This window comes from Devosia sp. FJ2-5-3 (assembly GCF_029201545.1).
Lineage (GTDB): Bacteria > Pseudomonadota > Alphaproteobacteria > Rhizobiales > Devosiaceae > Devosia.
This window is the reverse complement of record NZ_CP104007.1, coordinates 3,106,021-3,128,278: the sequence shown is the minus strand read 5'-3', so window position 1 is coordinate 3,128,278 and position 22,258 is coordinate 3,106,021. Positions and strand designations below refer to the sequence as shown.

Annotated in this window: 18 protein-coding genes and 1 riboswitch; of the genes, 7 read left to right on the top strand and 11 right to left on the bottom strand. The window is 61.8% G+C overall.

The window, feature by feature from the left end:
* The first annotated feature begins 23 nt into the window (after positions 1-23).
* Together N0P34_RS15055 and N0P34_RS15050 are read left to right on the top strand one after the other, a co-directional pair.
* Positions 24-629, top strand: a complete 606-nt coding sequence (locus N0P34_RS15055; RefSeq protein WP_275604039.1) for a metalloregulator ArsR/SmtB family transcription factor — start codon at positions 24-26, stop codon at positions 627-629.
* Positions 626-1,120 carry a group III truncated hemoglobin gene (locus N0P34_RS15050; protein ID WP_275604038.1) on the top strand — a complete coding sequence of 165 codons (495 nt, stop codon included), beginning with the start codon at positions 626-628 and terminating at the stop codon, positions 1,118-1,120. Before N0P34_RS15055 ends, N0P34_RS15050 begins: the two co-directional genes overlap by 4 nt.
* Here the strand turns inward: N0P34_RS15050 and N0P34_RS15045 are convergent.
* The 10 genes from N0P34_RS15045 to N0P34_RS15000 all read right to left on the bottom strand — a co-directional run bounded on the left by N0P34_RS15045 (position 1,117) and on the right by N0P34_RS15000 (position 14,886).
* Positions 1,117-2,067: a family 43 glycosylhydrolase gene (locus N0P34_RS15045; RefSeq protein ID WP_275604037.1), complete on the bottom strand. Its 951-nt coding sequence runs from the start codon at positions 2,065-2,067 to the stop codon at positions 1,117-1,119. The genes N0P34_RS15050 and N0P34_RS15045 overlap by 4 nt on opposite strands.
* 230 nt (positions 2,068-2,297) lie before the next feature.
* The gene (locus N0P34_RS15040; RefSeq protein ID WP_275604036.1) at positions 2,298-3,218 is read right to left on the bottom strand and encodes an ABC transporter ATP-binding protein; all 921 of its coding nucleotides are present in this window, start codon (positions 3,216-3,218) and stop codon (positions 2,298-2,300) included.
* Positions 3,215-4,255, bottom strand: a complete 1,041-nt coding sequence (locus tag N0P34_RS15035) for an ABC transporter ATP-binding protein (protein WP_275604035.1) — start codon at positions 4,253-4,255, stop codon at positions 3,215-3,217. The genes N0P34_RS15040 and N0P34_RS15035 overlap by 4 nt, the downstream gene beginning before the upstream one ends.
* A 94-nt stretch (positions 4,256-4,349) precedes the next feature.
* Positions 4,350-5,207, bottom strand: coding sequence for an ABC transporter permease (locus N0P34_RS15030; protein ID WP_275604034.1), 858 nt, complete (start codon positions 5,205-5,207; stop codon positions 4,350-4,352).
* A gap of 3 nt (positions 5,208-5,210) precedes the next feature.
* Positions 5,211-6,215, bottom strand: coding sequence for an ABC transporter permease (locus tag N0P34_RS15025; RefSeq protein WP_275604033.1), 1,005 nt, complete (start codon positions 6,213-6,215; stop codon positions 5,211-5,213).
* Between the two features lie 216 nt (positions 6,216-6,431).
* Positions 6,432-8,351 (bottom strand): ABC transporter substrate-binding protein, encoded by a 1,920-nt coding sequence (locus N0P34_RS15020; protein WP_275604032.1) that lies wholly within the window; start codon positions 8,349-8,351, stop codon positions 6,432-6,434.
* A 351-nt stretch (positions 8,352-8,702) separates the two neighbouring features.
* Positions 8,703-10,214, bottom strand: a complete 1,512-nt coding sequence (locus tag N0P34_RS15015) for an alpha-N-arabinofuranosidase (RefSeq protein ID WP_275604031.1) — start codon at positions 10,212-10,214, stop codon at positions 8,703-8,705.
* Positions 10,215-10,562: 348 nt separating this feature from the next.
* The gene (locus N0P34_RS15010; RefSeq protein WP_275604030.1) at positions 10,563-11,492 is read right to left on the bottom strand and encodes a helix-turn-helix domain-containing protein; all 930 of its coding nucleotides are present in this window, start codon (positions 11,490-11,492) and stop codon (positions 10,563-10,565) included.
* A gap of 167 nt (positions 11,493-11,659) precedes the next feature.
* Positions 11,660-14,206, bottom strand: coding sequence for an FtsX-like permease family protein (locus N0P34_RS15005; RefSeq protein ID WP_275604029.1), 2,547 nt, complete (start codon positions 14,204-14,206; stop codon positions 11,660-11,662).
* The gene (locus N0P34_RS15000) at positions 14,206-14,886 is read right to left on the bottom strand and encodes an ABC transporter ATP-binding protein (protein WP_275604028.1); all 681 of its coding nucleotides are present in this window, start codon (positions 14,884-14,886) and stop codon (positions 14,206-14,208) included. The genes N0P34_RS15005 and N0P34_RS15000 overlap by 1 nt, the downstream gene beginning before the upstream one ends.
* 263 nt (positions 14,887-15,149) lie before the next feature.
* On the opposite strand from N0P34_RS15000, the gene N0P34_RS14995 reads away from it, so the two are divergent.
* Positions 15,150-15,653 (top strand): heme-binding beta-barrel domain-containing protein, encoded by a 504-nt coding sequence (locus tag N0P34_RS14995; protein ID WP_275604027.1) that lies wholly within the window; start codon positions 15,150-15,152, stop codon positions 15,651-15,653.
* A 3-nt stretch (positions 15,654-15,656) separates the two neighbouring features.
* Here the strand turns inward: N0P34_RS14995 and N0P34_RS14990 are convergent, their stop codons facing one another.
* Positions 15,657-16,412, bottom strand: coding sequence for a sugar transferase (locus N0P34_RS14990; RefSeq protein ID WP_275604026.1), 756 nt, complete (start codon positions 16,410-16,412; stop codon positions 15,657-15,659).
* Positions 16,413-16,709: 297 nt separating this feature from the next.
* On the opposite strand from N0P34_RS14990, the gene N0P34_RS14985 reads away from it, so the two are divergent.
* The 4 genes from N0P34_RS14985 (at position 16,710) to N0P34_RS14970 (ending at position 22,142) form a co-directional block, all read left to right on the top strand.
* Positions 16,710-18,860 carry a polysaccharide biosynthesis tyrosine autokinase gene (locus N0P34_RS14985; protein ID WP_275604025.1) on the top strand — a complete coding sequence of 717 codons (2,151 nt, stop codon included), beginning with the start codon at positions 16,710-16,712 and terminating at the stop codon, positions 18,858-18,860.
* Between the two features lie 79 nt (positions 18,861-18,939).
* A riboswitch (cobalamin riboswitch) is annotated at positions 18,940-19,154 on the top strand.
* Positions 19,155-19,259: 105 nt separating this feature from the next.
* The gene (locus N0P34_RS14980; protein ID WP_275604024.1) at positions 19,260-20,102 is read left to right on the top strand and encodes an ABC transporter ATP-binding protein; all 843 of its coding nucleotides are present in this window, start codon (positions 19,260-19,262) and stop codon (positions 20,100-20,102) included.
* Positions 20,102-21,046: an ABC transporter substrate-binding protein gene (locus tag N0P34_RS14975; protein ID WP_275606996.1), complete on the top strand. Its 945-nt coding sequence runs from the start codon at positions 20,102-20,104 to the stop codon at positions 21,044-21,046. Before N0P34_RS14980 ends, N0P34_RS14975 begins: the two co-directional genes overlap by 1 nt.
* 37 nt (positions 21,047-21,083) lie before the next feature.
* Complete coding sequence (locus N0P34_RS14970) at positions 21,084-22,142, top strand: iron ABC transporter permease (protein ID WP_275604023.1); 1,059 nt, start codon at positions 21,084-21,086, stop codon at positions 22,140-22,142.
* The last annotated feature ends 116 nt before the right edge of the window (positions 22,143-22,258 follow it).

The following is a 22,258-nucleotide window of genomic DNA, read 5'->3' as shown; positions in this document are numbered from 1 at the left end:
GCAACCCGGCGGAGCGCATCCTCATGCGTCTCAAGATGCATGGCACCCTGTCGGCCGCCGCGTTGGGCCAGCATCTGGGCACGACCGGCGAAGCTGCCCGCCAGCAATTGCTGCGCCTGGCCGAAGAAGGCCTCGTCGAAGCGCGCAGCCTCTCGGCCGGGGTCGGTCGTCCAACCCAGCAATGGAGTTTGACCGCCGCGGCCCAGGCCCGCTTCCCGGACACTCATGCGGCGCTCACCGTGCAATTGCTCGATATCGTGCGCAGCCAATTGGGGGAGGGCGCCCTCGATACCATCATTGCCACCCGCGAGGCCGAAACCCGCCAGGCCTATGAAGGGGCGGTGGCCAATGCCACCGATCTCAAGGACCGTGTCGCCGCCCTGGCCGATCTGCGCAGCCGCGAAGGCTATATGGCCGAGTGGTCCGAACAGCCCGATGGCACACTGCTACTGATCGAAAATCACTGCCCCATCTGCGCCGCCGCCACGGCCTGCCAGGGCTTCTGCCGGGCCGAACTCGAAGTTTTCCGCGCCGTCATCGGGCCCGGCGCCACGGTGGAGCGCAGCGAGCACATCGTCAGCGGTGGGCGCCGCTGCACCTACACCATTACCGAAGAGCCAGCATCATGAGCGTCCCCGACCGTCCCCCATTGGGCACGCGCCTCACCCGCATCGGCTGGGAAACACCTGAAGGCCTCGACCAGCCCATGGTCCGCGCCGTCGTCGATGAATTCTATGGCCGCGCCCGCCGCGATCCCCTGATCGGCCCCGTGTTCAACCGCGTCATTCCCGAAGCGCACTGGCCGGCCCATCTCGACACCATCACCGAATTCTGGAATTCCATGCTGCTCGGCACCGGCACCTATAATGGCCGCCCCATGCCCAAGCACATGGCCATACCCGAGCTCGACGACGCCCATTTCATGCGCTGGCTGCGCCTCTTTCGCGAAACGGTGGAAGAACTCTGCCCGCCCGATATTGCCGCGCTCTTCATCGAGCGCTCGGAGCGCATCGGCAATTCCTTCCGCATGAACATCGCCATGCGCCGCGGCGACGACATCACCCTGATGGGCCCGCTCAAGCGCGAGCGCAATCCCGGCTGGACACCGACTAAGACTTAGCCGCCCGCCAGAACCGGCTGCCCCAAGGGGATATTCCGGTCGCATTTGAGCACGCCGTCTTCGACCCATAGCCTTGCCTGATGCACCGCGGTGGCACGCGAGCGCGCATCCGGCGGCCCGGCCGATGGGTTCTTGGTCTCGTCCCATTCGGCATGGGTGAAGTAATACATCACCGCGCTCTCGCCGGTGACCACCACATCGGCATGCCGCGCAAACTTCTGGTCCAGCGGGTCCTCTCCGGGCTCCCCGGCGATAGTCCCCTGTCGTGTCCATTTGAGCGTGTCATCCGACCGGTAGACCGCCTGGCCCCGCCATTCGTCCGTGATCAGCCAATAGAAGCCGCCCATTTCGAAGACGTTCGGCCCTTCATGCGGCGGCGCCTCAGGCGATCCCGGCAGCACTTCGCCTTCCAGCGTCCACGTCATCATGTCCGGGCTGGTGGCGCTCCAGGTGCTCGAGCCCTGGCCTTCATCCTTGTACCACATCCGCCAGATCCCCTCCGGCGAACGGAACACACAGGCATCGATGCAATTGCTGCTCGACAATTTCAGCGGTCCCACCCGCTCCCAGTTTTCGAGATCGTCGCTGACGAAATGGGTGATGGTGCGCGGCACTTTCCAATGCGTCGGCACCCCTTTGATATAGCTGAGGAACATGTGATAGCGCCCCTCGGCGAAAATCACCTCCGGCGCCCAATGCGTATTGAGCCCGTCATTCCCCGGCGCATCGAGCCCCTTCACCGTGCCCTTGTAGGTCCAGCTCGCCCCGTCATCACTCGAAACCGCGACCCCGATCGGCGAGCCATGGATCCACGAAAACCCCTCGCCCCCGGCATTGGCCCGGCGATTGGTATAAAACATCCACCACTCATTGGTGCCTTCCCGCCGGATCACCGTCGGATCCGCCGCCCCATCCTCAATCGGATCCCGATATACCGGCGCACTCATATTTTTGGTCCCTCATTGTCGACCCCCACCCAACCTCCCCCTGACCAGGGGGAGGCTAGGAGGGGGTTCTGTCGACAAAACCACCAGCCTCGTCCCGCTCTCGATCTGCACCCTCCCCTTGAGGGGAGGGATGGGGAGGGGGTTCTCGTTAGGCAAAATCCCCGTCCTGACCCCAACCCCGATCCGTCCCTCCCCCTACCAGGGGGAGGTTAGGTGGGTGTCTTCTCCCCTCAAGCCGCCTCGTAAACCCGCACCGCGCGCCCATCCGCCCGCGTCACCAATTTCCCCGGCCGCGCCACCAGCTCGGTCGCCAGCCGCACCATTTCCGGGTCCGTAATAAGCTTGCCGTCTCCGGCATCGTCGGTCGACAGCACCGACGCCTTCAGCAGCCGCGAATACGGGTGCTCGGGATTGTCTAGCACGGTCCGCGCATCGCCCATTTCCACGATCCGCCCCCGCTGCATGATGATGAGCCGGTTGGAGATATAATAGGCCGTCGCCAGATCGTGCGTGATGTAGATCACCGAGACTTTGAGATCATCCCGCAGGCTTTTCAGCAGATTGACGATGCTCATGCGCAGCGAGGCGTCCACCATCGACACCGGCTCGTCCGCGATCAGCAGCGGTGGATTGGGGATCAGCGCCCGCGCAATGGCCGCGCGCTGCAATTGCCCGCCGCTCATCTCATGCGGAAAGCGTCCGCGCACCTCGACAAGGCTCAGCCCCACCTTCTGCAGCGCCTCATCCATCGCCCGGTCGATCGCCGCCTTGTCGGTCGTTTTCAAGAACTGCCGCGCCGTGCTCTCGAGATAGCGCTCGATCTTCTTCAGCGGATTGAATGCCTCAAACGGGTTCTGAAACACCGGCTGCACATGGCTCATGAAGTCGAGCCGCTTGTCCTTGCCGGCGTGCCGATCCACCTTCTCGCCGCGGAAGAGGATTTCCCCATCGCTCACATCTTCGAGCCCCAGGATCATCCGGGCAAGCGTCGTCTTGCCTGAGCCACTCTCGCCGATAATGGTGAAAATCTCGGGCTTTTCCGCGGACAGCGAAAAGCTCGCATCCTGCACCGCGGGCACGATCTTGCGGCCGAACAGCCCGCCCATGGTGAAATTCTTGGAAACCCCGCGCACATCGAGAAGTGTCGTCATGCCATCACTCCATGCGGTGCCGCCGCCTTGACCAGCGGCTCCACATCGCGCCAGCGCCAGCAGGCGGTGCGATGCTCCGGCCCCACTGTTTCCATGGGCGGCACGTCCTTCTTGCACTTGTCCACGGCCAGCGGGCAGCGCGGATGGAACCGGCACCCGGCCGGCGGATCGGAAAGGTTCGGCGGCCGTCCTTCGAGGGCAGGGCGCTGGGTGGTATCACCAATGCGCGGCAGGCTCGCCACGAGATGGGCGGTATAGGGATGCTTTGGCGCAAAGAACATCTCGCGCGTCGGCCCTTCCTCCACCAGCCGCCCGGCATAGATGATGCCCACGCGATCGGCGACATTGGCATGCACGCTCATGTCGTGGGTAACGAAGATCACCGAGGCGCCCATCTCCTTCTGAATGTCGCGAATGAGGTTGAGCACCTCCTTCTGCACCACCACGTCGAGCGCCGTCGTCGGCTCGTCGGCAATGATGAATTCGGGGTGGCACACCGTCGCCAGCCCGATGGTCACGCGCTGCCGCATGCCGCCCGATAGCTCGTGCGGATAGGCTCGCAAGACCTCAGGCGGCAGCTTGAGCCGCGCCAGATGCGCGATCACCCGGTCCTCGAACGCCTTGCCTGACAGCCCCAGCGGCTTGGCCGCAAAGTCATGGAACGTCTTGCCGATGCGCCGCACCGGATTGAGCACGCTCATCGACCCCTGCATGATGTAGGAGAGATGGCTCCAGCGAATGGCCTCGATCTCTTTTTCGCTGGCCTTGGCGATGTCGACCTTGCGGTCCTTGAACTGATATTTCACCGATCCGTCGACGATGCGCAGCGGTGGCCGCATGGCGGCCGCCAGCACCTTGATGAAGCTGGTCTTGCCCGAGGAGCTTTCCCCGGCAATGCCATAGACCTCGTTGCGCTTGATGGTCATGGTGATGTCGTCGACGGCCCGCACTTCGCGGTTCACGCCGAAATAGCTCATCTGGTAATAGGCCTTGAGCCCCTCGACGGTCAGCAGGTCATTCTTGGTGTCGTGGGTCATGCGCTGATCCCTCCACGGGCAGTGAGTGACTCCCTCCCCCTTGCGGGGAGGGTTGGGGTGGGGGTTCGAGAGGCAAGAGAGGTGGACCGCATCATCATGCCCCCATCCTCCGCAGGCGGCTGCGCGGGTCGATATATTCGTTCATGGAGACCGCCAGCAGGAACAGCCCCAGGAAGGTCATCACGATCAGCACCACCGGGATGAAGATCCACCACCACACGCCCACCACCATGGCGGAGTGCGAATTGGCCCAGTACAGCACCGTGCCGATGGTGGGGTTGTTGAGGTTGGTGAAGCCGAGCACGGCCAGCGTCACCTCGAGCCCGATCGACCACAACATGTTGTTCATGAAGGTCGCGAACACGATCGGCATCACATAGGGCAGGTGCTCTTCGAGCAGCACTTTTCGCGTCGACATGCCCGAGAACACCGCATGCCGGGTAAATTCGCGATGCTTGAGCCCCACCGCCACCGAGCGGATGAGGCGCGCGTCGAACGGCCACCCGAAACACGCCATGATCAGCGCCAGGGTAAAACTGTCCATATTGTTGCGCAGCACGAAATAGAACAGCACTAGGATCGGGAAGATCGGCACGGCGACGAAGATGTCGTTGATGAACATCAGCACCCGGTCGACCCAGCCCCCGATATAGCCTGAGGCGAGGCCCACCGCGATCGAGATGATGCGGCTCAGCACCGCCACGGTAATGCCGAAGATCAGGCTGTTCCGGAACGCCGCGGAAAGTTGCCAGAACAGATCCTGGCCGCGCGAATTGGTGCCGAACCAATATTGCGCCGACGGCGGCTGGTCCGGAACGGCCATGTAGATCAGCGTCGGATCGACCGGCGAAACGAAGCTGAGCGCTGCAAACACCACGACGAATGTGACCAGCACCATGCCGACGGCGAATTCGAGATTATAGCGGATGAGGTCGCGAAAGACGGAAAACATGGCCTACTCCGCACGCACACGAGGATCGAGCAGCGGATGGAGGAGGTCGACGATGAAAATCGCGCCCGCAACCGCCGTGATGGAGACGGTCGACACCGCCAGGACGAGCGAATAATCGCCCCAGTTCACCGCATCGACGAGAAGCGAGCCGATGCCGGGATAGTTGAACACCTGCTCGGTGATGATCGTGCCGGAAAATACCCCGCCCAGCGCCATGGCCAGCGCCGTCAGTTGTGGCACCATGGCATTGCGGATCACATAGCCACCGACGATGGTGTCGCGCTTGACCCCGGCCAGTTCGGCATAAGTGACATAGTCGTCATTGACCACATTGCTCACCAGCGCCCGCATGCCGAGGAACCAGCCGCCGAACCCGACCAGCACCAGCGAGGTCGCCGGCAGGATCGAGTGCTGCAACACCGAGCTGATGAAGGGCCAGGTGAAGCCGGGCCGCACATCCATGGCAAAGCCGCCATTGATCGGCAGGATGGGCAGGAAATAGCCGAAGATGATGAGCAGGATGAAAGCGACGACGTAATAGGGGATGGGCTGGATGCCCATGGAAATCAGCCCGAACGCCTTGAAGAACTTGTTGTCGGGATTATAGCCCGCCAGTGCCCCGAGCAGATTGCCGACGACGAAGGTGATCAGCGTCGACGTCACCAGCAGGCCCAGCGTCCAGGGCATGGCCCGGCCAACCAGTTCCATGGCCGGGGTAGGGAAGGCCAGCAGCGACGGCCCGAGATCGCCGCGCACGAGGCGCAGCCAGAAATTGATATATTGCTGTAGGATGGGTTCGTTGGTGCCATACATCTCGGTCAGCGCGACGCGTGTCGCCTCGATAGCCGCCGGTGGCAGATTGGAGCGGCCCGATAGCCGGCCGAGCACTTGCTCCACCGGGTCGATCGGCGACAAATGGGTGACGAGGAATGTCGCGGATATTCCGCAGAAGATAACGGCAAGCAATTGCAGCAGGCGCTTGCTCACGAACCACAGATAACCCTGCATCAGAGCTCCTTGCGCGTGTCACTCTCGTTGACGGTCCGGCGAGAGCATGAACCGGCCAGTCAGGGATCCGATGGGGGTGCGAGGCCCCGACCTTGACTGTGCCTGCATCCCCCTGAAGGAGCGTGGGCTCCGCACGCGGCTGGGCGGGAGCAGGCTTGGATGGACGCCATCTCCCAGCGGCCCGACCCGAAGGCCGGACCACCAGGGGAGGAAGGATCAGCTCGCGACTGGCGTGATCTGGGTGAAGATGTACCGGCCGTTCGACCAGTTCGTCACCGGGTTCGCATAGGGGTTGTCCGCATTCGGCCAACCGGTCCAGTAGCGGTTCGATTGCACCGAGAACACGTTGTAGGCCATGATCGGGATGTTCGGCATTTCTTCGAGGTGAAGCTTGACGAACTCGTGGCCGTACTCGATGCCGACGGGATCGTTGAAGTCGCTGGCGCGAACCTTCTCGATGATCGCGTCAAGCCGCGGATCTTCCCAGCGCATCCAGTTGCGATCCGGCTGGCTTTCGCCCAGCGGCCGGATGTACTCGGAGTGGTAGCTGTCGAGGAAGAAGCTGAGGTCGGGGTGACCGCCCCAGGATTCCACGGCCCAGGAGATGTTGACGTCGTAATTGCCGACGCGCTGGCGATCCCATGTGTCCGATGCCGCTTCCAGTTCCGCGCCGATACCGTTCTGCGCCCATTGCTGGGCGATGATCGAGCCGAGACGGTTGACCACGCCATCGGTCGGCACCATCACGCTGAAGCGGAACGGCTGGCCGTCCGGCATCATCCACTGATTGCCGTTCTTGGTGAAACCGGCCGAGGTGAGCAGTTCTTCTGCTGCCTGGGCGTCCTGTTTCCACCAGCCATAGCCGAAGGCGTTGCGCACTGCGGTTTCGTCGGTCGGCGCATCCGGGAACTGCCCGCGCACCATGTCGGCGATCTGCATGCCCACATTGGGGTCGTATGGCTTGATCTTGCGGCTGCCGGTGTCGACCTCGTAATTGATGAGGAAGTCCTGCAGCGGCCCGTGATAGTCGCGCGGATGGGTGCCGGTCGGCGGCACGGAGATGGCCGAGAGCGTTGCCGCACCGCGATAGGACGCCATCGACATGGCCCGTGCGTCGAGCATGAGGGCCAGGGCCCAGCGGACGCGCTTGTCGGTGAACAGATCCTTCTTGAGGTTGAAGATCGCCATGACCAGCGTCGGATCGGGATGGGCATAGGGGAAGCCCGGGAACCAGCCCTGAACCTGCGGATCCTGCTGGACGATCGAGAAGGTCGCCTCGGGCGACAGATCGTGCACCATGTCCAGATTGCCGTTGCGCATTTCGATGAGGCGCGCGTCGGGCGAGATATTGTTGCGGTAGATGATGAATTTGGGCTTGGGCTCGCCGATCATGCCCATTGCCGTGCGCTGCCAGTCTTCGCGGCGCTGCCAGATGAACCAGGTGCCGTTCGGATCATATGAGTGCAGCGTATAGGGCCCCAGGCTCACCGGGGGATCGTTGTTGAACGCGAGAATGTCGTCCACGCCCTCGAAATGGGCCTTCGACATGATCCAGGCGCCGCCCCAGCGGATCGAGAACAGCGTGTGGAAGCGCGAGTTCGGACCCTTGAGCGTGAAGTGGACGGTATAGGGGTCGACCGCTTCGACGGTCTCGACCTGGGCATTATAGGCGCCGTTCTGGGCGAGACCCGGCGTTGCCTTGTGCTTTTCGACCGTGAACACCACGTCGTCGGCGGTAAATTCGTTGCCGTCGCTCCAGTAGATGCCCTTCTTGAGCTTCACGGTCATTTCCGTGAAGTCTTCATTATACTGCCAGAGCTCGTCGGCCAGCGAATTGTAGATGGCATTTTCGCTGGCGCCCGGGATACCGGCATCGGGGTCGATGAACCAGAACGTGTCGGTGGTCAGCTGGTGCAGGCCGTTGGACAGGCCTGCGCCCGAGCCGATGACCCAGTTGTTGAACCAGGCAGGATTACGGATAACCCCTTCAGGGTTATGGATGATCAGGGTCTCGTTGCGCGGGAACTGGGCCAGGTCGGGCGCCGATCCCGCGTCCTGGGCAAAGACCATGCCATTGCCTGCGGCAAGGATGGCGCCGACGGCCGTCGATCCTATTAGAAAGCTGCGTCTATCCATAAATATAGTCCTCCCTATGCGAAGCGCCTCCCGCACTCCGCTCCTCGACGCTTTACAGCGCCCATAAGTAATACTTAGCGGGGCCGCATCTGTTGTCAATGCACATCGTGATGTAAATCGGAAAGCATGATACAGAATGCACAGGGGCACGCAATTGCCGACGCGCCCCCATTTTCGCAGTTACGCGATCTCAATGCTAACAGTCTGCTAACCAACTCGGCCCACATGCTAACGAGTGCGCACACCCTCCAGTGAGCCACCGAACCAGTCCCTCCCCCTATCAGGGGGAGCCCCGAACCAGTCCCTCCCCCTGTCAGGGGGAGGTTAGGTGGGGGTATCCGAGGGCGCAGTTTAAACCTTCACCCGCACCATCTGGTACGAATAGGGCGGCAGGGTCACGCTGAGTTTATCGCCGTCGATCTTGGCGCCGTCACCCTTGCGCGGCTTGACCTCATCCTGCTTGCCGGCCGTGTTGGTGGCCTTGAGATCGGGATGGGTCATGATCTGGTGGTCGATGATCGACCCCTGCCCAAAGCCCTGCAGGCTTACTTCCGTCTCGAGGCTGTCCGTCGTGTGCCGGTTGACGAGGAAGAAGGTCAGCGTGCCCTCGTCTTCATTGTGCACACCCGACACGTCGACAAATGGCGTGTCCTTGGCGTGCGTCGTCTCATAACCCGGCGAATTGGTCACCAGCTGCAGCGCCGTGCCGCGGCCGTAGACCGACGCGAAATAGTACGGATAATAGATTGTCTGGGCCCAGGCGGGGCCGCCCTTTTCGGTCATGATCGGCGCGATCACGTTCACCAGCTGGGCGATACAGGCGATCTTCACCACATCCGAGCGGCGGATGAAGGTGTTGAGGATCAGCCCCACCATCAGCACGTCTTCGAAATTGTAGATGTCCTCAAGCAGACCCGGCGCATGCGGCCAGCCGCTGCCACCGTCCAGGATCTCGCGATCCTTCTTGTTGGAATGGTACCAGACGTTCCATTCGTCGAAGGAGATATAGACGTCCTTCTTTGAGCGCTTCTTGTGCTTGACCTGCTTGATGGTCGACGCAACGGTCTCGATATAGCGATCGAGCTTGTGGCTCAGGCCCAGATAGTTCGGCGTGTCATTGTCGCGATTGGCGAAATACATGTGCAGGCTAATATGATCGACGTGATCATATGTGTGCTCCAGCACGATGCGCTCCCAGTCGGGGAAGCTCGGCATTTCCGAATGCGACGAGCCACAGACGATCAGCTCGAGGTTCTTGTCGAACATGCGCATGGCGCGGGCGGTGTTGGCGGCCAGCTTGCCATATTCGTCCGCGTCCTTATGGCCGACCTGCCAGGGGCCGTCCATCTCGTTGCCGAGGCACCACATCTTGACGTTCCACGGCTCCTTGCGGCCGTTCTTGATGCGCAGATCGCTCCAGTAGGAGCCGCCCGGATGGTTCACATATTCAAGGAAATTGCGCGCATCATCGACGCCGCGCGAGCCGAGGTTGACGGCCAGCATCATCTCGGTGCCGACGGTGGTGCACCAGTCAGCGAATTCGTGGATGCCGACGGCATTGCTTTCCGACGTGTGCCAGGCCAGGTCCAGACGGGTCGGGCGCTCCTCACGCGGGCCGATGCCGTCTTCCCAGTTATAGGCAGACACGAAGTTACCCCCGGGGTAGCGAACCACCGGTACATTGAGGTCCTTGACCAGCTTGGCCACGTCGCCGCGCATGCCATCGGCGTCTGCGGTCGGATGGTCCGGCTCGTAGATGCCCTCATAGATGGCGCGGCCCAGATGCTCGAGAAAAGCCCCGTAGACACGATCATCGATTTGCGAGATCGTAAAATCCTTATTTGCGATAACAGACGCCTTCACCGGGCCCTCCCATGCATTCCGATATTCTGATTTGTATCAGTAAATCGGTTGTATATGGGAAAGCGTCCCCCTTGCAAGCCGCCTACGCCCCTTTTGTATGATTTTTGACAGAAGGGGTCGAGTGGTCGCGGTCACCGGGCCATGAAACCCGTCAAGACGTCATCGTCTCAGCTCTGGCTGGGAAAGGGTGCGAAGTCACAACGGGGACCAAGGTTTGCCTCCGTCCCTCAATCGCCCCCCAGCTTCCCTCGGGCTCGACCCGAGGGCCAGCCCGCGAGCCCCGATGGCTTGAGATCATCAGTCAAAGCCCGACGGCAGCTCCGCCGCCGCGCCGGTCGCGAAAAAAATTCAGCGGGCGGTCTGCAGGCGCAGCACGATTTCCTGGTCGTAATTACCAAAGCCGCGCCCGAAAATATTGATGCCGCCGGGGTGTTTGGCATCCGGCTTCACCGCAATGCGCAGCCGGATCGAATGATGGTTCGCAAGGTCCAGGTCGACAAGCGAGACCGGCGAGATCTTCATTCCGTCGACATAGGTGCCGTCATTGGTCACCCGCCAGCTCTTGAGCTTGCCATACTGGCTGCCCTTCAGCTTCCACCAGCTCGGCGTATAGACCCCGCGCTTGTCGCCGAAATCGCCTGGGCTGGTCCAGGTGCCGATTTCCGTCCCGTTCACCGAAAGCGTAATGTCGCTCGGCCAATCCGCCGAAGTCCCGGGCACTTCCGAACTCAGTTCCATGGAAAACTCCATGACCTCGATCGTGTTCTGCGCCAGCTTGGCATTGTTCGGGAATTGATATTCCAGATACCCTTGGGTGAACCAGATCAGTCCCGCCTTCATCCGCTCGGGGTCGAGGAAAGTATTGGGCACGTCCAGCAGCCCGATAATGCCGTCCACCGAGCACAGCCCACACGGCGCCGATACTTCACAACTGGTGTAGAGCCCCAAAGGCATCGACACTTCTATGGCGTTGGAATTGACCGGCGAGATGTCTTCCTTGAACATCACCAGCACTTCATCGAAGGTCGAATGGCAGATCTTCTGATTGCCCTTGCGCGCCTTCTGCGTTTCCGTCCGGATCAGGCCCGCGCCCTCGAGGATCTGTATGTTGGTCGAGACTGTCGACTGGGGCAGGGAGAGCTTTTCGGCAATGTCATTGCCGTTGAGTGGCCCCTCGATATGCAGCAGCTTGAGGATTTTCACCCGAATGGCAGACGCCAGGCCCTTGAGCACTTCGAGGTCTTCTTCTGGGTCGACGACCAGGAAATTGCGGCTCATAGGACGATGGCTTCGCTTCGGGTGATAGGGGGAACATGTCTATCACGAAGCGTGAAGCATTCAAGCCTCACCACGGGCGGCAGTCTCCAGCAGCCCGCCTTGCCGCGTTTTTCGGGTCATCCGATCTGGTGATGTGGTGCGCGTGCACCACATCAGAGGCACCAGGCTCAGAGATCCCTGAGCAGCCGGGCAGGGCGAACCGAAACGGCCCGCAAAATGGTGACGCAGCCAAGAAGGGCCGTCATCAACACGGCCACCCCAAGCACGACGGCCAGCCCCGAAGCATCGATCGAGAACTGCACATTGAGCAGCATCATGCTGGCCAGCCATCCAAGCCCGAGCCCCAGCCCCAGCGCCGGCAGGGCCGCAGCCAGCGACAGGATGAGGAACTGGATGAAGTCGGCACCCAGCAATTGCCGGCGTGTCGCTCCCAGGACCTTGGTGATTACGGCATCGGCCTGCCGTTGCCGTCGACCGGCGGCGAGGCTCCCGATCAGCACCAGAAGCCCATTGCCCACCGCCAGGCTGCCGACCAGCAGCACCGCCAGTGTCAATTGCGACAGGGCCTCAGTGACCTGCTTGAGCGTGTCGCCGATCTTGATGAAGCGGATATCGGGCAGGCTGGTGGCCAGCAGGCGCTCCACCTCCGTTTCGCGCCCCGGTGCCGCAGTGACCGCGGCAAACAGCGTGGAGGGATAATCCTCCAGCATGCCCGGCGAGAACGTCGCGAGGAAATCCGTTCCACCCTGCCAGGAATAGTCCCGGAAATTGGAGATGGTCGCTTCAAACTTCTCGCCGAAGGCGTCGAAAGTGAGGGTGTCGCCGATATTGACGCCAAGACCGTTCCGGAGGCTCTGGTGCAACGAAACAAGGCCAGGCCCAGTATAATCGCTGGGCCACCATTGCCCCCCGGTCACCCGCGAGGAGCTGGGCAGGATCGAGCGATAGGTGATCGGAACCTCGCCGCCGAGGAGGAAGCTGGCCTCCGGGCCCTGCGTGCGGATTTGGGCGATGTCTGTGCCGTTCACCGCGCTCAGCGTGGCCCGCAACATGGGCGTCACCACCAGTTTCGTCATCCCCGATCCGGCGGTCGCCTTGCTTTCGAGATCGGCCACTTCGTCATCGAAAAGATCCGAGGCCACCAGGGTCGGGGCATCGAAGACGGAGGCGCCCAGATATTCCTGGCGCAGATTGTTCTGCAGCACGATGATGACGACGAGCATGCTCAGCGCCAGTCCGATGGAGACGACCACCGCCATCGTTGCGCTCTTCGAGCCGGTAATGGCCCGGATTGATCGGCGCAGGGTCTGCAAGGGGATATCGGGCAATCGCTTGAACACGAACTGCATCAGCTGGATAACCAGCTCGAACAAAACGGTAGCCAGTGCGGCAGCGCAGACAAAAAGCGCCACAAGCCCCGCATCGCTGGTCATTACATAGGCCAGCAGGAAGAAGACGATCGCCGCCAATGCGAGGGGCAGGGCGCGCCAGGAGAGCAGGACCGCCCGCCAGTCCACCGGGGGCAGGGCCTGGCGTTGCGAGCGGAAGAGTTCGGCGGGGCGGATGGTCTGCGCCTGGAGGAGAGGCAGATAGGCAAAGGAAAGCGCGATGATCACCCCGGCGCTCGCGGCAACCAGCAAAGCGCGCGCGTCGAGGGTCGGCGCAAGGGCGATGCCGACGGCATCGCCAATGGTGGGCAGGATCACCAGGGCAATAGCCCCGCCCGTGGCAACGCCAATGCCGACACCCACGGCGCTCAGCGCCATGACCTGCACGAAGAAATGGGTGAAGACGCGCCCCGTCGTCGCTCCAAGGCTCCGCAGCACGGCGATCACGCCGGAGCGCTCGCCCACATAGGCGTTCATGCCGCTCCACACGCTGACGCCGCCGATCAGCAGCGAGCCCAGCCCGACAATGAGCAGGAAGCGCATGAAGAGATCGTAATAGCGAACCATCTCGCCAAGCCCCTCGCGGGACGTGCGAATTGTCCAGACGCTACCGGCCAGCTCTTCGGTCAGTCTCTCTTTCGCATCCTCGGCCGACATGCCGTCGAGAAGGATCTTGTAGCGGAACCACGTGCCCAGGCCGGGCAGGGGGGACGTCCGATCCGAAACGGTGGCAAAGCCTTCCGTCGTGATCAGCGCCGGCAGGCCCAGCCGGAAACCCCGAACCTGATCGTCTGGAATGCCGTCGAGGGGACCGCGCACCACAAAGGCAGTGCCGCCGAGCTCGAAAATATCGCCGACACCGATCCCCAATTGGTCGAGCATGAGCGGCGCCACCAGCGCCCCATGTCCATCCTCGGTTTCGGCCAGGAATTCCGTGATATCGGTTCCCGCAGGCATTTGGGGGCTTCTGACCTGCCCCAGCAGCGGATAGCCCGGTCCGACGACGCTCAGATCGACGAAGGCGTCATTCTCGCCCGCTTGTGCCCGCAGATTGGTGTCGACGGTCTCGACTATTGTTCCATATCCGGAAAAGAGCACCCGGTCCGCGTCGGTCGCGGCGCGATCGGCCCGCGACAGCTCAATATCGCCGCCCATCAATTGCGCAGCCTCGCGCAGGATGGCTTTGTCGATGACGGCGCCGACAGAGCTGACACCCGCAATCAGCGCCGTGCCAACAGCGAGCGTCACCACCAGCAGCACGAAGCGGCGGAGATCGCCGCGCATGTCGAGTAAGCCGATGCGCAGCTTGGGCCAGATATTACCCATCAACTGGCCACCAGGTTTTCGCTGAGTTCGCCCTGGCTCATGGTCAGCATGCGGTCGGCGCGGGCGGCCAGCTGCGGATCATGGGTAATCATGACCAGTGCCGTTCCGAGGTCTCTGGTGATGCTGAACATGAGATCGGCAATCGCCTTGCCGGTCTTCTGGTCCAGATTGCCTGTCGGTTCGTCCGCCAGCAGCAGCGGCGGTTCGGCCACGATGGCCCGCGCGAGACCCACTCTCTGCTGCTCACCACCCGATAGTGCCGTCGGACGATGGTCGAGCCGACCGCCCAGACCCACCGCATCAAGCGCCTTGGCCGCGCGTTCCCGCACCTGTGCCATGCTCAGCTCAGGTCGTGCGATTTCGAGGGCAAGCCCCACATTGTCGAGCGCCGTCAGTGAGGGGATCAGGTGAAAGCTCTGGAACACGATCCCCAGCGTTTTGCGGCGGAACCGGGCCAGATCGTCCTCGCCCAGCTTGCCGAGGTCATGCCTGTTGACCTCGATGCGTCCGCCGGTGGCCTGCTCGAGCCCGGCCAGCAACATCAGGAGCGAGGTCTTGCCGCTGCCCGATGGGCCCACAATGGCAACCACCTCGGAGGGGGCAACCTCGAGCGAAACCTTGCGCAATATGTTGAGGGGCCGCCCGGCGACATCCAGGGTATAGTCGACTTGGTCTGCCAAAATCAGTGGCGATCGAGCCTCGCGCACGTCACCCATCCCTTCAAAACAGTGGTTTTCCCAACGCCGCCGTCGAGTCCTGCCATGCTGGCACGTCTGACAAAGTTATGAAGTCTGTTTCCTTCGCCAAGGCTGGATAATCACCGATTATTTTGTAATTCGGGGGTATCGTTGCGTGTAATCGCTGCTATGCCACTAGTCTGTTGGGTGGGATGTGCCCGTTTGTGCGGCTTGGGAGGTAGACTTTGAAGTTCGCTTTGAGAAAAATGATTCTGGTTACGCTGCTGGCATTCGCGCCTCAGGTAGTGACCGCGCCTGCGCAGGCTGGTGAGGTCGAACTGGCGCTGCTCAGCAATTATATCGGCCAGTGGCGCGGCGAGGGAGCTCTGGTCGGCGGCGACAAGCCGGAAGCGTTCCGGTGCCGCCTCAACGTCGCCAAGGGCAATCAGCAGCGCATCAACTACACCGGGCGCTGCACCCTGGTGGACACCACGCTCTCGATCAGCGGCACGATCGCCTATAACGATTCCACCCGCCGCTATGAGGCCGCGATGAGCTCCAATGCGGGCTTTACCGGCATGGCGATCGGCCAGAATCGCGGCAAGTCGATCAGCTTCGACCTCAGCGAAAACCAGCGCGACCGTGGCGGCAGCGATGTCCGCATCGGGTCCAACATCGTGCTGGCCGACAACAACATAGTGGTCAATTTCGAGGTCGAGTTTAACAATTCCGGCGACGTCCTCACCGCCAAGGTGCCCTTCGCCCGCTAGACCTCAATTGGGCCATTGCCTGAGCGCCGCGAGGACATGGAACACTGTCCTCGCCATGATTTTCAGGTCGAACCCGATCGAAAACCGCTGCAGATAGACGAGGTCGTGATCAAGGCGCGCCTCGGCTTCCTGCTGCGTCCTGACCGGTCCATTGAGGCCATTGCACTGCGCCCATCCCGTCAACCCCGGCACCATCTCGGTGCGACGGTCATAGAGCGGAACCAGGCTGCCATAGTCCTGCCCGTCGACAATCATGTGTGGCACATGCGGGCGCGGGCCGACCAGCGACATGTCTCCGCGCAGGATATTGACCAGCTGCGGCAATTCATCCAGCCGACTTGCCCTCATGAAACTGCCCAGCGGTAGAAGCCTGGCATCCTCTCGCCCGAATATTGTGCGGCCGGTGGGGTCGTTATATTGAGCGCGGACAGTTCTGAATTTGTAGATGACAAAGAATTTTCCGTGGAGGCCCAGGCGCTCCTGGCGGAATATTGGCTGGCCGCCGTCAACCGCACTGATCCAGAGGACCGCAAGAACAAGCACTGGACTGAAAACGATCAGTCCCAGGACTGCGCCGGCCACATCGACGATCCTCTTGAGAAAAAGTGTGCGGTGGCGTGTGTGCCCCGTTGCTCGCGATGGATTAGGAGTGGCGCGCGGATCTGTCGAGAGTTGGGAGGTGTCCTGTGCCCTTCCCAGTGCCGATCCACCGACGCCGAGCCTGTGGCTCGACGCATCCAAGGGTGTACTCGCGCTCATAACTCGCCCCGGGCCCAATGTGATTAACACTTAGTTAACCACTTGTTCTGGGCCCCCGCCAGAGCTTTCAGACTATATTTATTTCGTCCCGGCAGTCGTTCTGACCGAAAATATGGGTCAGTACTTGTGTCTTAGTCGCAATGAGGGTGGTGTGTTTATGGGGATTTTGTTCCTCCCATGTAACGCGCCGCAGAAAAATATCATGACAATCAGGCATGTAGCTGCTGCGCCTGATTTTTCTTGTCCAATTGGATTTCATAATATTAAATGCATGAGGAACGTCGTGTCGGGGTTCTCATGGATGATCACGAAATTGATCTTCGCTATTTTGTAGCACTGCTCAAAAGACAAGCGCGCATCATCGCTCTGTCACTGTGCATGTGCTTGCTGGCCGGCCTGTTTGTTGGCCTCTCCTCTCCGCCGGAATATTCGGCCACGGCGCTGATCAGGGTCGATCCCGTTCAGAACGAATTGCTTCTGATCGAGGCGCCGCGCACGAACACCATCGCCATGGACAACCCCCGAATTGCCAGCGAGGTGGAGATCATGCGGTCCGCGCCCACATTCGTCAGGGTTATCGAAAGCGGCAAGCTCGACCTCGGCACGGTTTTCACCGAGCGGCCGGGAATAGCCGATCAGGTTCTCGCCTTCATTGGCTGGGGCCAACCGGAAGGCGCGGGCGAGGACAAACGCCAGTCAGATCACCTGCTGCGATTGCAGGAAGCGGTCGACATTCAGAGACGGGGCGAAACCTACATCATCGCCGTCACTGCGAAGGCCGAAACTCCTGAGGGCGCCGCACTGCTCGCCAACACTATCGTTGAGGCCTATATCGAACTCCAAAAGGAAACCAAGACGGCCACCCTTGTTGCCGCGGTCGAAACCTTGTCGCCCCAGGTTGCCAGCGCGTCTGCCGCGCTTGTGGCCCGGCGCGAGGCGATCAGTGCGTTTCTCGACGAAAACCTCTCACTCTTCGCCGCCCTGCCTGGCAATGAAGCATTGTCCGATCAGGTCAGCGTGCATGGGCAATCAGTGAATGCCGCCCGCGATCTGCGCGCCAGGATTACACGGGCGTCGCTGGAACTCGAGCAGTGGGATCTGGCGGGGCTGGCCCAAACCCTTGGCTCTGAAGTCACCGATGCCCTGGTTCGAGAGCGCAATGAATTGCTGTCCCGCGCCGCGCTGGTCCCGTTGGCCGGCGCGCAGTCTTTCGCGCTGGAGCAGGAGTTGAGCAATCTCAAGAGCCATAGTGAGGATGCCGTACGCTACGAGATTTCGCTGTTGCGGGTCCAGCTCCTGGCGCTCGAGGCGCAAATTGCGGCATTGCGCGATCAGATGTTGAAAAATCTGGACGAAGAGGCGCTCCCACAGGACGTCCAGACGCGCCTCCAGCAAATGCAGCGCTATAGCGATCTGTCGCATCGGCAATATGATCAATTGCTCGCCCGCCTCGAGGAATTGCGTCTCCAGGTCGACCTTCAGCAGGCCGATAGCCGTGTCGTCGCGGCGGCAACCCTGCCGCTCCATTCGTCCTCACGTGGCCTCCCGTTCATTATGTCCCTTGCCGCCCTTCTCGGTACCGGCCTCGGCGTGGGCGCGGCGATGTTCCGTGAAAACTATGTTGGCGGCGTCGTATCCCAGGAGCAGTTGGCGTTTTTGACTGGGAAAGAGGTGGAAACGTCCATTCCGGCGATAAGTCGATCCCGTTCCCGCAACGAGCTGGCCACATCGAGCTTGGCCGATGCGGTCATCAACACGCCTCTTTCCAGCTTTGCCGAAAGCATGCGGCGGCTCAGGCTGGGTGTCGATTTGCGTCTTCCGGCCCGAAATCCTGGGCGCGGTGGGGGCAGGGGAAGGGTCATCCTCGTCAGCTCTGCCGTGGCCGGGGAGGGCAAGACAACCACCGCCCTCGGTCTCGCGCGCACCTATGGCCTGTCCGGCCAGCGAGTGTTGCTGATCGATGGCGATCTGCGCCGCCCATCCCTGTTCATCCATTTGAATGCTGCCCCTGTGGCCGGGCTCGTCGATTATCTGACAGGCAAGCTGGCGCCCGAACGTTTTCCATCGGCAATCAAGACCGATCCGCTCAGCTCCGTGTCGGCGGTCGTCAATACCCAACCCAGTTCGGGGCCGACCGAACATCTTATCGTTGCTGAGGGTTTCCGCAGCTTGGTCTCGGCGGCGCGGGACACATTCGATGTCATCATCATCGACACACCGCCACTGACCGAGGTGGTGGACGGGGCCTATTTGATGCAGTGCGCAGACGCGGCCATCCTGCTCACGCGCTATGCCTCGACGCGCCAGCGCGACGTGCTGCGCGCACTCAGCGTGCTTGAAAATGCCCGGCCAGACATGCCGCCCGTTCTTCTCGCCATGACGCAGCATCCCGAAAGATCGGTCGTCATCAACGATCGCTACGTTTCACATTACGTCATTGTGCAATGATCCGACGGCGAGCTTTGCGCTACGCCATTGATCGGTCAGCGGCGTGCCTTTGTGCTTGACGGAGTGCACGCTGATCAATAGTTCCTCAACTGTCGTAGGTTCCCCCGCGGTGAATAGCCAACGGGGATTAAAAGGGAACACGGTGCGACGTATCCATCAGGACGCAATACCGTGGCTGCCCCCGCAACTGTAGACGGCGAGTTCTTCCGAATAAGCCACTGACCCTTGGGTCGGGAAGGTCGGAAGCGCGTTGACCCGTGAGCCAGGAGACCTGCCATCGACGCTCCTTTCAACCCGGCCGGGGTGTGCCGCGGGGAATGATGATGGCGCTTGAAGTCTATTTGAAAAAGCTCGACCTGATTCTGCCCGCATTGCGTCCCGCATATGCGGAGCAAGACGATGAGCCACGCCGCCTTTAACGCGCGACTGGAGCAATTTGGCCAGTTTCGCCGGCCTGTCCGCCCGGCAGCCTTGCACGTCGAAGGCCTCTGCTGGGGCCCCAAGGGGCATGGCGGTCTTGTCACCGACATCTCTTTCGAGCTCGCCCCCGGACGGATGCTGGCGATTGTCGGGCCCAATGGGGCCGGAAAATCCTCGCTCCTGCGCTGCCTCTACCGCTATCACCGCCCCACCTCCGGTTTGGTGCGGCTCGATGGTGAGGATATCTGGTCCATTCCGCCCCGCGATTATGCACGGCGCATAGCAACCGTGCTGCAGGAGCCGGCGGTCGATTTCGGTCTCTCCGTCGCCGAGATCGTCGAACTCGGTCTCACCCCTCATCTCGGGCGCTTTGCCAGGCCCGATTTCAGTCGGGTTGTCGACGCGCTGGCGCTGATGGGCCTCTCCGATTTTGCCTCCCGCGATTTCGCGACGCTTTCGGGCGGCGAAAAACAGCGGGTGATGATTGCCCGCGCCCTGTTGCAGGACCCGGATCTGCTCATCCTCGACGAACCGACCAATCACCTCGACATCCGCCATCAGCTCGAAGTGCTCGAGCTCTTGTCGCGGCTTGGTATCACCGTCGTCGTCTCCCTCCACGATCTCGCACTGGCCTCGTCCCATGCCGACACCGTTCTGGTGCTCGATCACGGTCGCCAGGTGCAATTGGGCGCGCCGACCGAGGCGCTGACCCCTCAATCGGTCAACCAGACCTTCGCGGTGGGTGTGGCTATCGACACCCATCCGGTGACCGGCCGCCCCCGATTTTCCTTCCACCTCGACGATGACAACGAGAACACATGATGAAACGCGCCTCCACCCTCATTGCACCGCTTCTGCTCGCCGCCACTGCGGCATCGGTCGCGGCCCATCCCGTCACCGTGACCAGCTGCGATCGCGAGGTCACCTTCGATGCCCCGCCATCGCGGGCCATTTCCAACGACGTCAATCTCACCGAGATGATGCTGGCCCTGGGGCTGTCCGATCGCATGGTCGGCTATACCGGCGTGTCCGAATGGAAGACGCTGGACGAGACCCTGCGTGCCAATGTCGATCAATTGCCGGAACTCTCCCCCGACTATCCGACGCGTGAAGTGCTGCTCGGCGCCGACGCCGACTTCTACTTCGCCGGCTGGAATTACGGGATGCGCGTTGGCGGCGAAGTCACGCCCCAATCGCTCGCCTCGTTCGGCATCGCCGTCTACGAGCTTACCGAGAGCTGCATCCACGTCATGAAGCGGCCCAAATCCTCTATCGAGGACATGTATGCCGATCTGCTCAATCTCGGCCTGATCTTTGGCGTCGAGGACAAGGCCGAAGCTTTGGTCGAGGGCTATCGCCAGGAATTGGCCGATTTCAGCGCCAATCTGTCCCATGGCGAGGCGCCTGGCGTCTTTATCTACGACTCCGGCGAGAACAAGCCCTTTACGGCTGGCCGCTACGCCATGCCCACCGCCCTGGTCGAGGCAGCCGGGGGCGTCAACATCATGGACGACGTGGAATCGAGCTGGGTCGAAATCGGCTGGGAAGCCGTCATTGAGCGCAATCCGGAGATCGTGGTCATCGTCAATTATGGCGAAGTGTCAGCGGATCAGAAGATCGCCTTCATGAAGGACAATCCCGCCTTCAAGGATATTCCGGCCGTCCGCAACGATCGTTTCGTTGTCCTTGAATATGTCGAGGCCACGCCGGGACCGCGCAATATCGCGGCCATAAAGCGGCTTGCCGCCGAATTCAACGCCAACTGAGAGAAGGGCCGGTCCCAGGCGGCCGGCCCGCTTCGTCATGTCCCATCACCATCTCGTCGCCGGCCCCCGGCATGCCATATTGCACCAGCTTCCGCTCATCCTGGCGGCGCTGGCTTTCCTGCTGGTCGCAACCATGGTGGCCGCGGTCAGCCTCGGCTCGGTGGCCATTCCGCCCGAGACGGTGTGGGGCGTTATTGCCAACCATCTCTTCCCGGGCAGCGTCGAGGTTACCTGGTCGGGTGGCCGGGACAATATTGTCTGGGAAGTGCGCCTGCCGCGCGTGATCCTCGGCGCGACCATCGGTGCCAGCCTGGCTCTCGTCGGTGCGGCGCTGCAGGCCATCACCCGCAATCAACTGGCCGATCCGCACCTTCTGGGCATTTCCTCCGGAGCAGCGCTGGGTGCCGTTATCGTCCTGCTGCACACCGGCATGTTCCTGGGCCTGGCCACCGTGCCGCTCTTCGCCTTCGGCGGGGCGCTCCTCACCACGGCCCTCGTGGTCTTCGTTGCCAATTTTTCCGACGCCACCGATGCCAGCCGCCTGGTGTTGACCGGCGTTGCCATTTCTTTCGTCGTCACCTCGCTCGGAAGCCTGGGCATATTCTTGGGGGATCCGCGGGCGGCCCACACCGTCATCTTCTGGATGCTGGGTGGATTGGGCCTCTCCCAATGGGCCCAGCTGCCATACCCGCTTTTAGCATTGCTGTGCTGCGGATGTTACCTTCTGGCTAACGCCAGGCACCTCAATGCTATGACTTTGGGCGATGAGTCGGCGACCACGCTCGGCATTCCGGTCCGCCGTTTTCGCATGGTCGTCTTCGTCGTCTGCGCCCTTCTTACCGGCGCCGCCGTTGCTTTCGCTGGCGTCATCTCCTTCGTTGGCCTCATGATTCCGCACATCGTGCGGCTGGTCGTCGGTGGCGATTATCGCCGGGTGCTTCCACTCTCGGCCCTTGTCGGCGCAATCTTCCTCGTCCTCGCCGACATCGCCGCCCGCACCATCATTCCGCCTCAGGACATCCCCATCGGCGTCATCACCGGCCTTGTCGGCGGCGTGTTCTTCGTCGCCCTGACCCGAAAACGCAAACCCCGCTAACGGTTTGCGATAGTTACCCCCGCCACCGCCCCGCAGGCTAAAATGTGGGGCGGTTGAATAGTCCTGCTCCACGCCAATGGGCGAAAATTCTATCCGCCCAACGCCTGGAGGCGGCG

What these genes read in the sequence shown, in the direction of transcription:
- N0P34_RS15055 (WP_275604039.1), top strand. Translation starts at nt 24, where the DNA reads ATGCGTCTCAAGATGCATGGCACCCTGTCGGCCGCCGCGTTGGGCCAG.
- N0P34_RS14990 (WP_275604026.1), bottom strand. Translation starts at nt 16,412, where the DNA reads ATGAGCGCGAGTACACCCTTGGATGCGTCGAGCCACAGGCTCGGCGTC.
- N0P34_RS14970 (WP_275604023.1), top strand. Translation starts at nt 21,084, where the DNA reads ATGTCCCATCACCATCTCGTCGCCGGCCCCCGGCATGCCATATTGCAC.
- N0P34_RS14995 (WP_275604027.1), top strand. Translation starts at nt 15,150, where the DNA reads ATGATTCTGGTTACGCTGCTGGCATTCGCGCCTCAGGTAGTGACCGCG.
- N0P34_RS15020 (WP_275604032.1), bottom strand. Translation starts at nt 8,351, where the DNA reads ATGGATAGACGCAGCTTTCTAATAGGATCGACGGCCGTCGGCGCCATC.
- N0P34_RS14980 (WP_275604024.1), top strand. Translation starts at nt 19,260, where the DNA reads ATGAGCCACGCCGCCTTTAACGCGCGACTGGAGCAATTTGGCCAGTTT.
- N0P34_RS14985 (WP_275604025.1), top strand. Translation starts at nt 16,710, where the DNA reads ATGGATGATCACGAAATTGATCTTCGCTATTTTGTAGCACTGCTCAAA.
- N0P34_RS15025 (WP_275604033.1), bottom strand. Translation starts at nt 6,215, where the DNA reads ATGCAGGGTTATCTGTGGTTCGTGAGCAAGCGCCTGCTGCAATTGCTT.
- N0P34_RS15035 (WP_275604035.1), bottom strand. Translation starts at nt 4,255, where the DNA reads ATGACCCACGACACCAAGAATGACCTGCTGACCGTCGAGGGGCTCAAG.
- N0P34_RS15030 (WP_275604034.1), bottom strand. Translation starts at nt 5,207, where the DNA reads ATGTTTTCCGTCTTTCGCGACCTCATCCGCTATAATCTCGAATTCGCC.
- N0P34_RS15040 (WP_275604036.1), bottom strand. Translation starts at nt 3,218, where the DNA reads ATGACGACACTTCTCGATGTGCGCGGGGTTTCCAAGAATTTCACCATG.
- N0P34_RS14975 (WP_275606996.1), top strand. Translation starts at nt 20,102, where the DNA reads ATGAAACGCGCCTCCACCCTCATTGCACCGCTTCTGCTCGCCGCCACT.
- N0P34_RS15050 (WP_275604038.1), top strand. Translation starts at nt 626, where the DNA reads ATGAGCGTCCCCGACCGTCCCCCATTGGGCACGCGCCTCACCCGCATC.
- N0P34_RS15010 (WP_275604030.1), bottom strand. Translation starts at nt 11,492, where the DNA reads ATGAGCCGCAATTTCCTGGTCGTCGACCCAGAAGAAGACCTCGAAGTG.
- N0P34_RS15005 (WP_275604029.1), bottom strand. Translation starts at nt 14,206, where the DNA reads ATGGGTAATATCTGGCCCAAGCTGCGCATCGGCTTACTCGACATGCGC.
- N0P34_RS15045 (WP_275604037.1), bottom strand. Translation starts at nt 2,067, where the DNA reads ATGAGTGCGCCGGTATATCGGGATCCGATTGAGGATGGGGCGGCGGAT.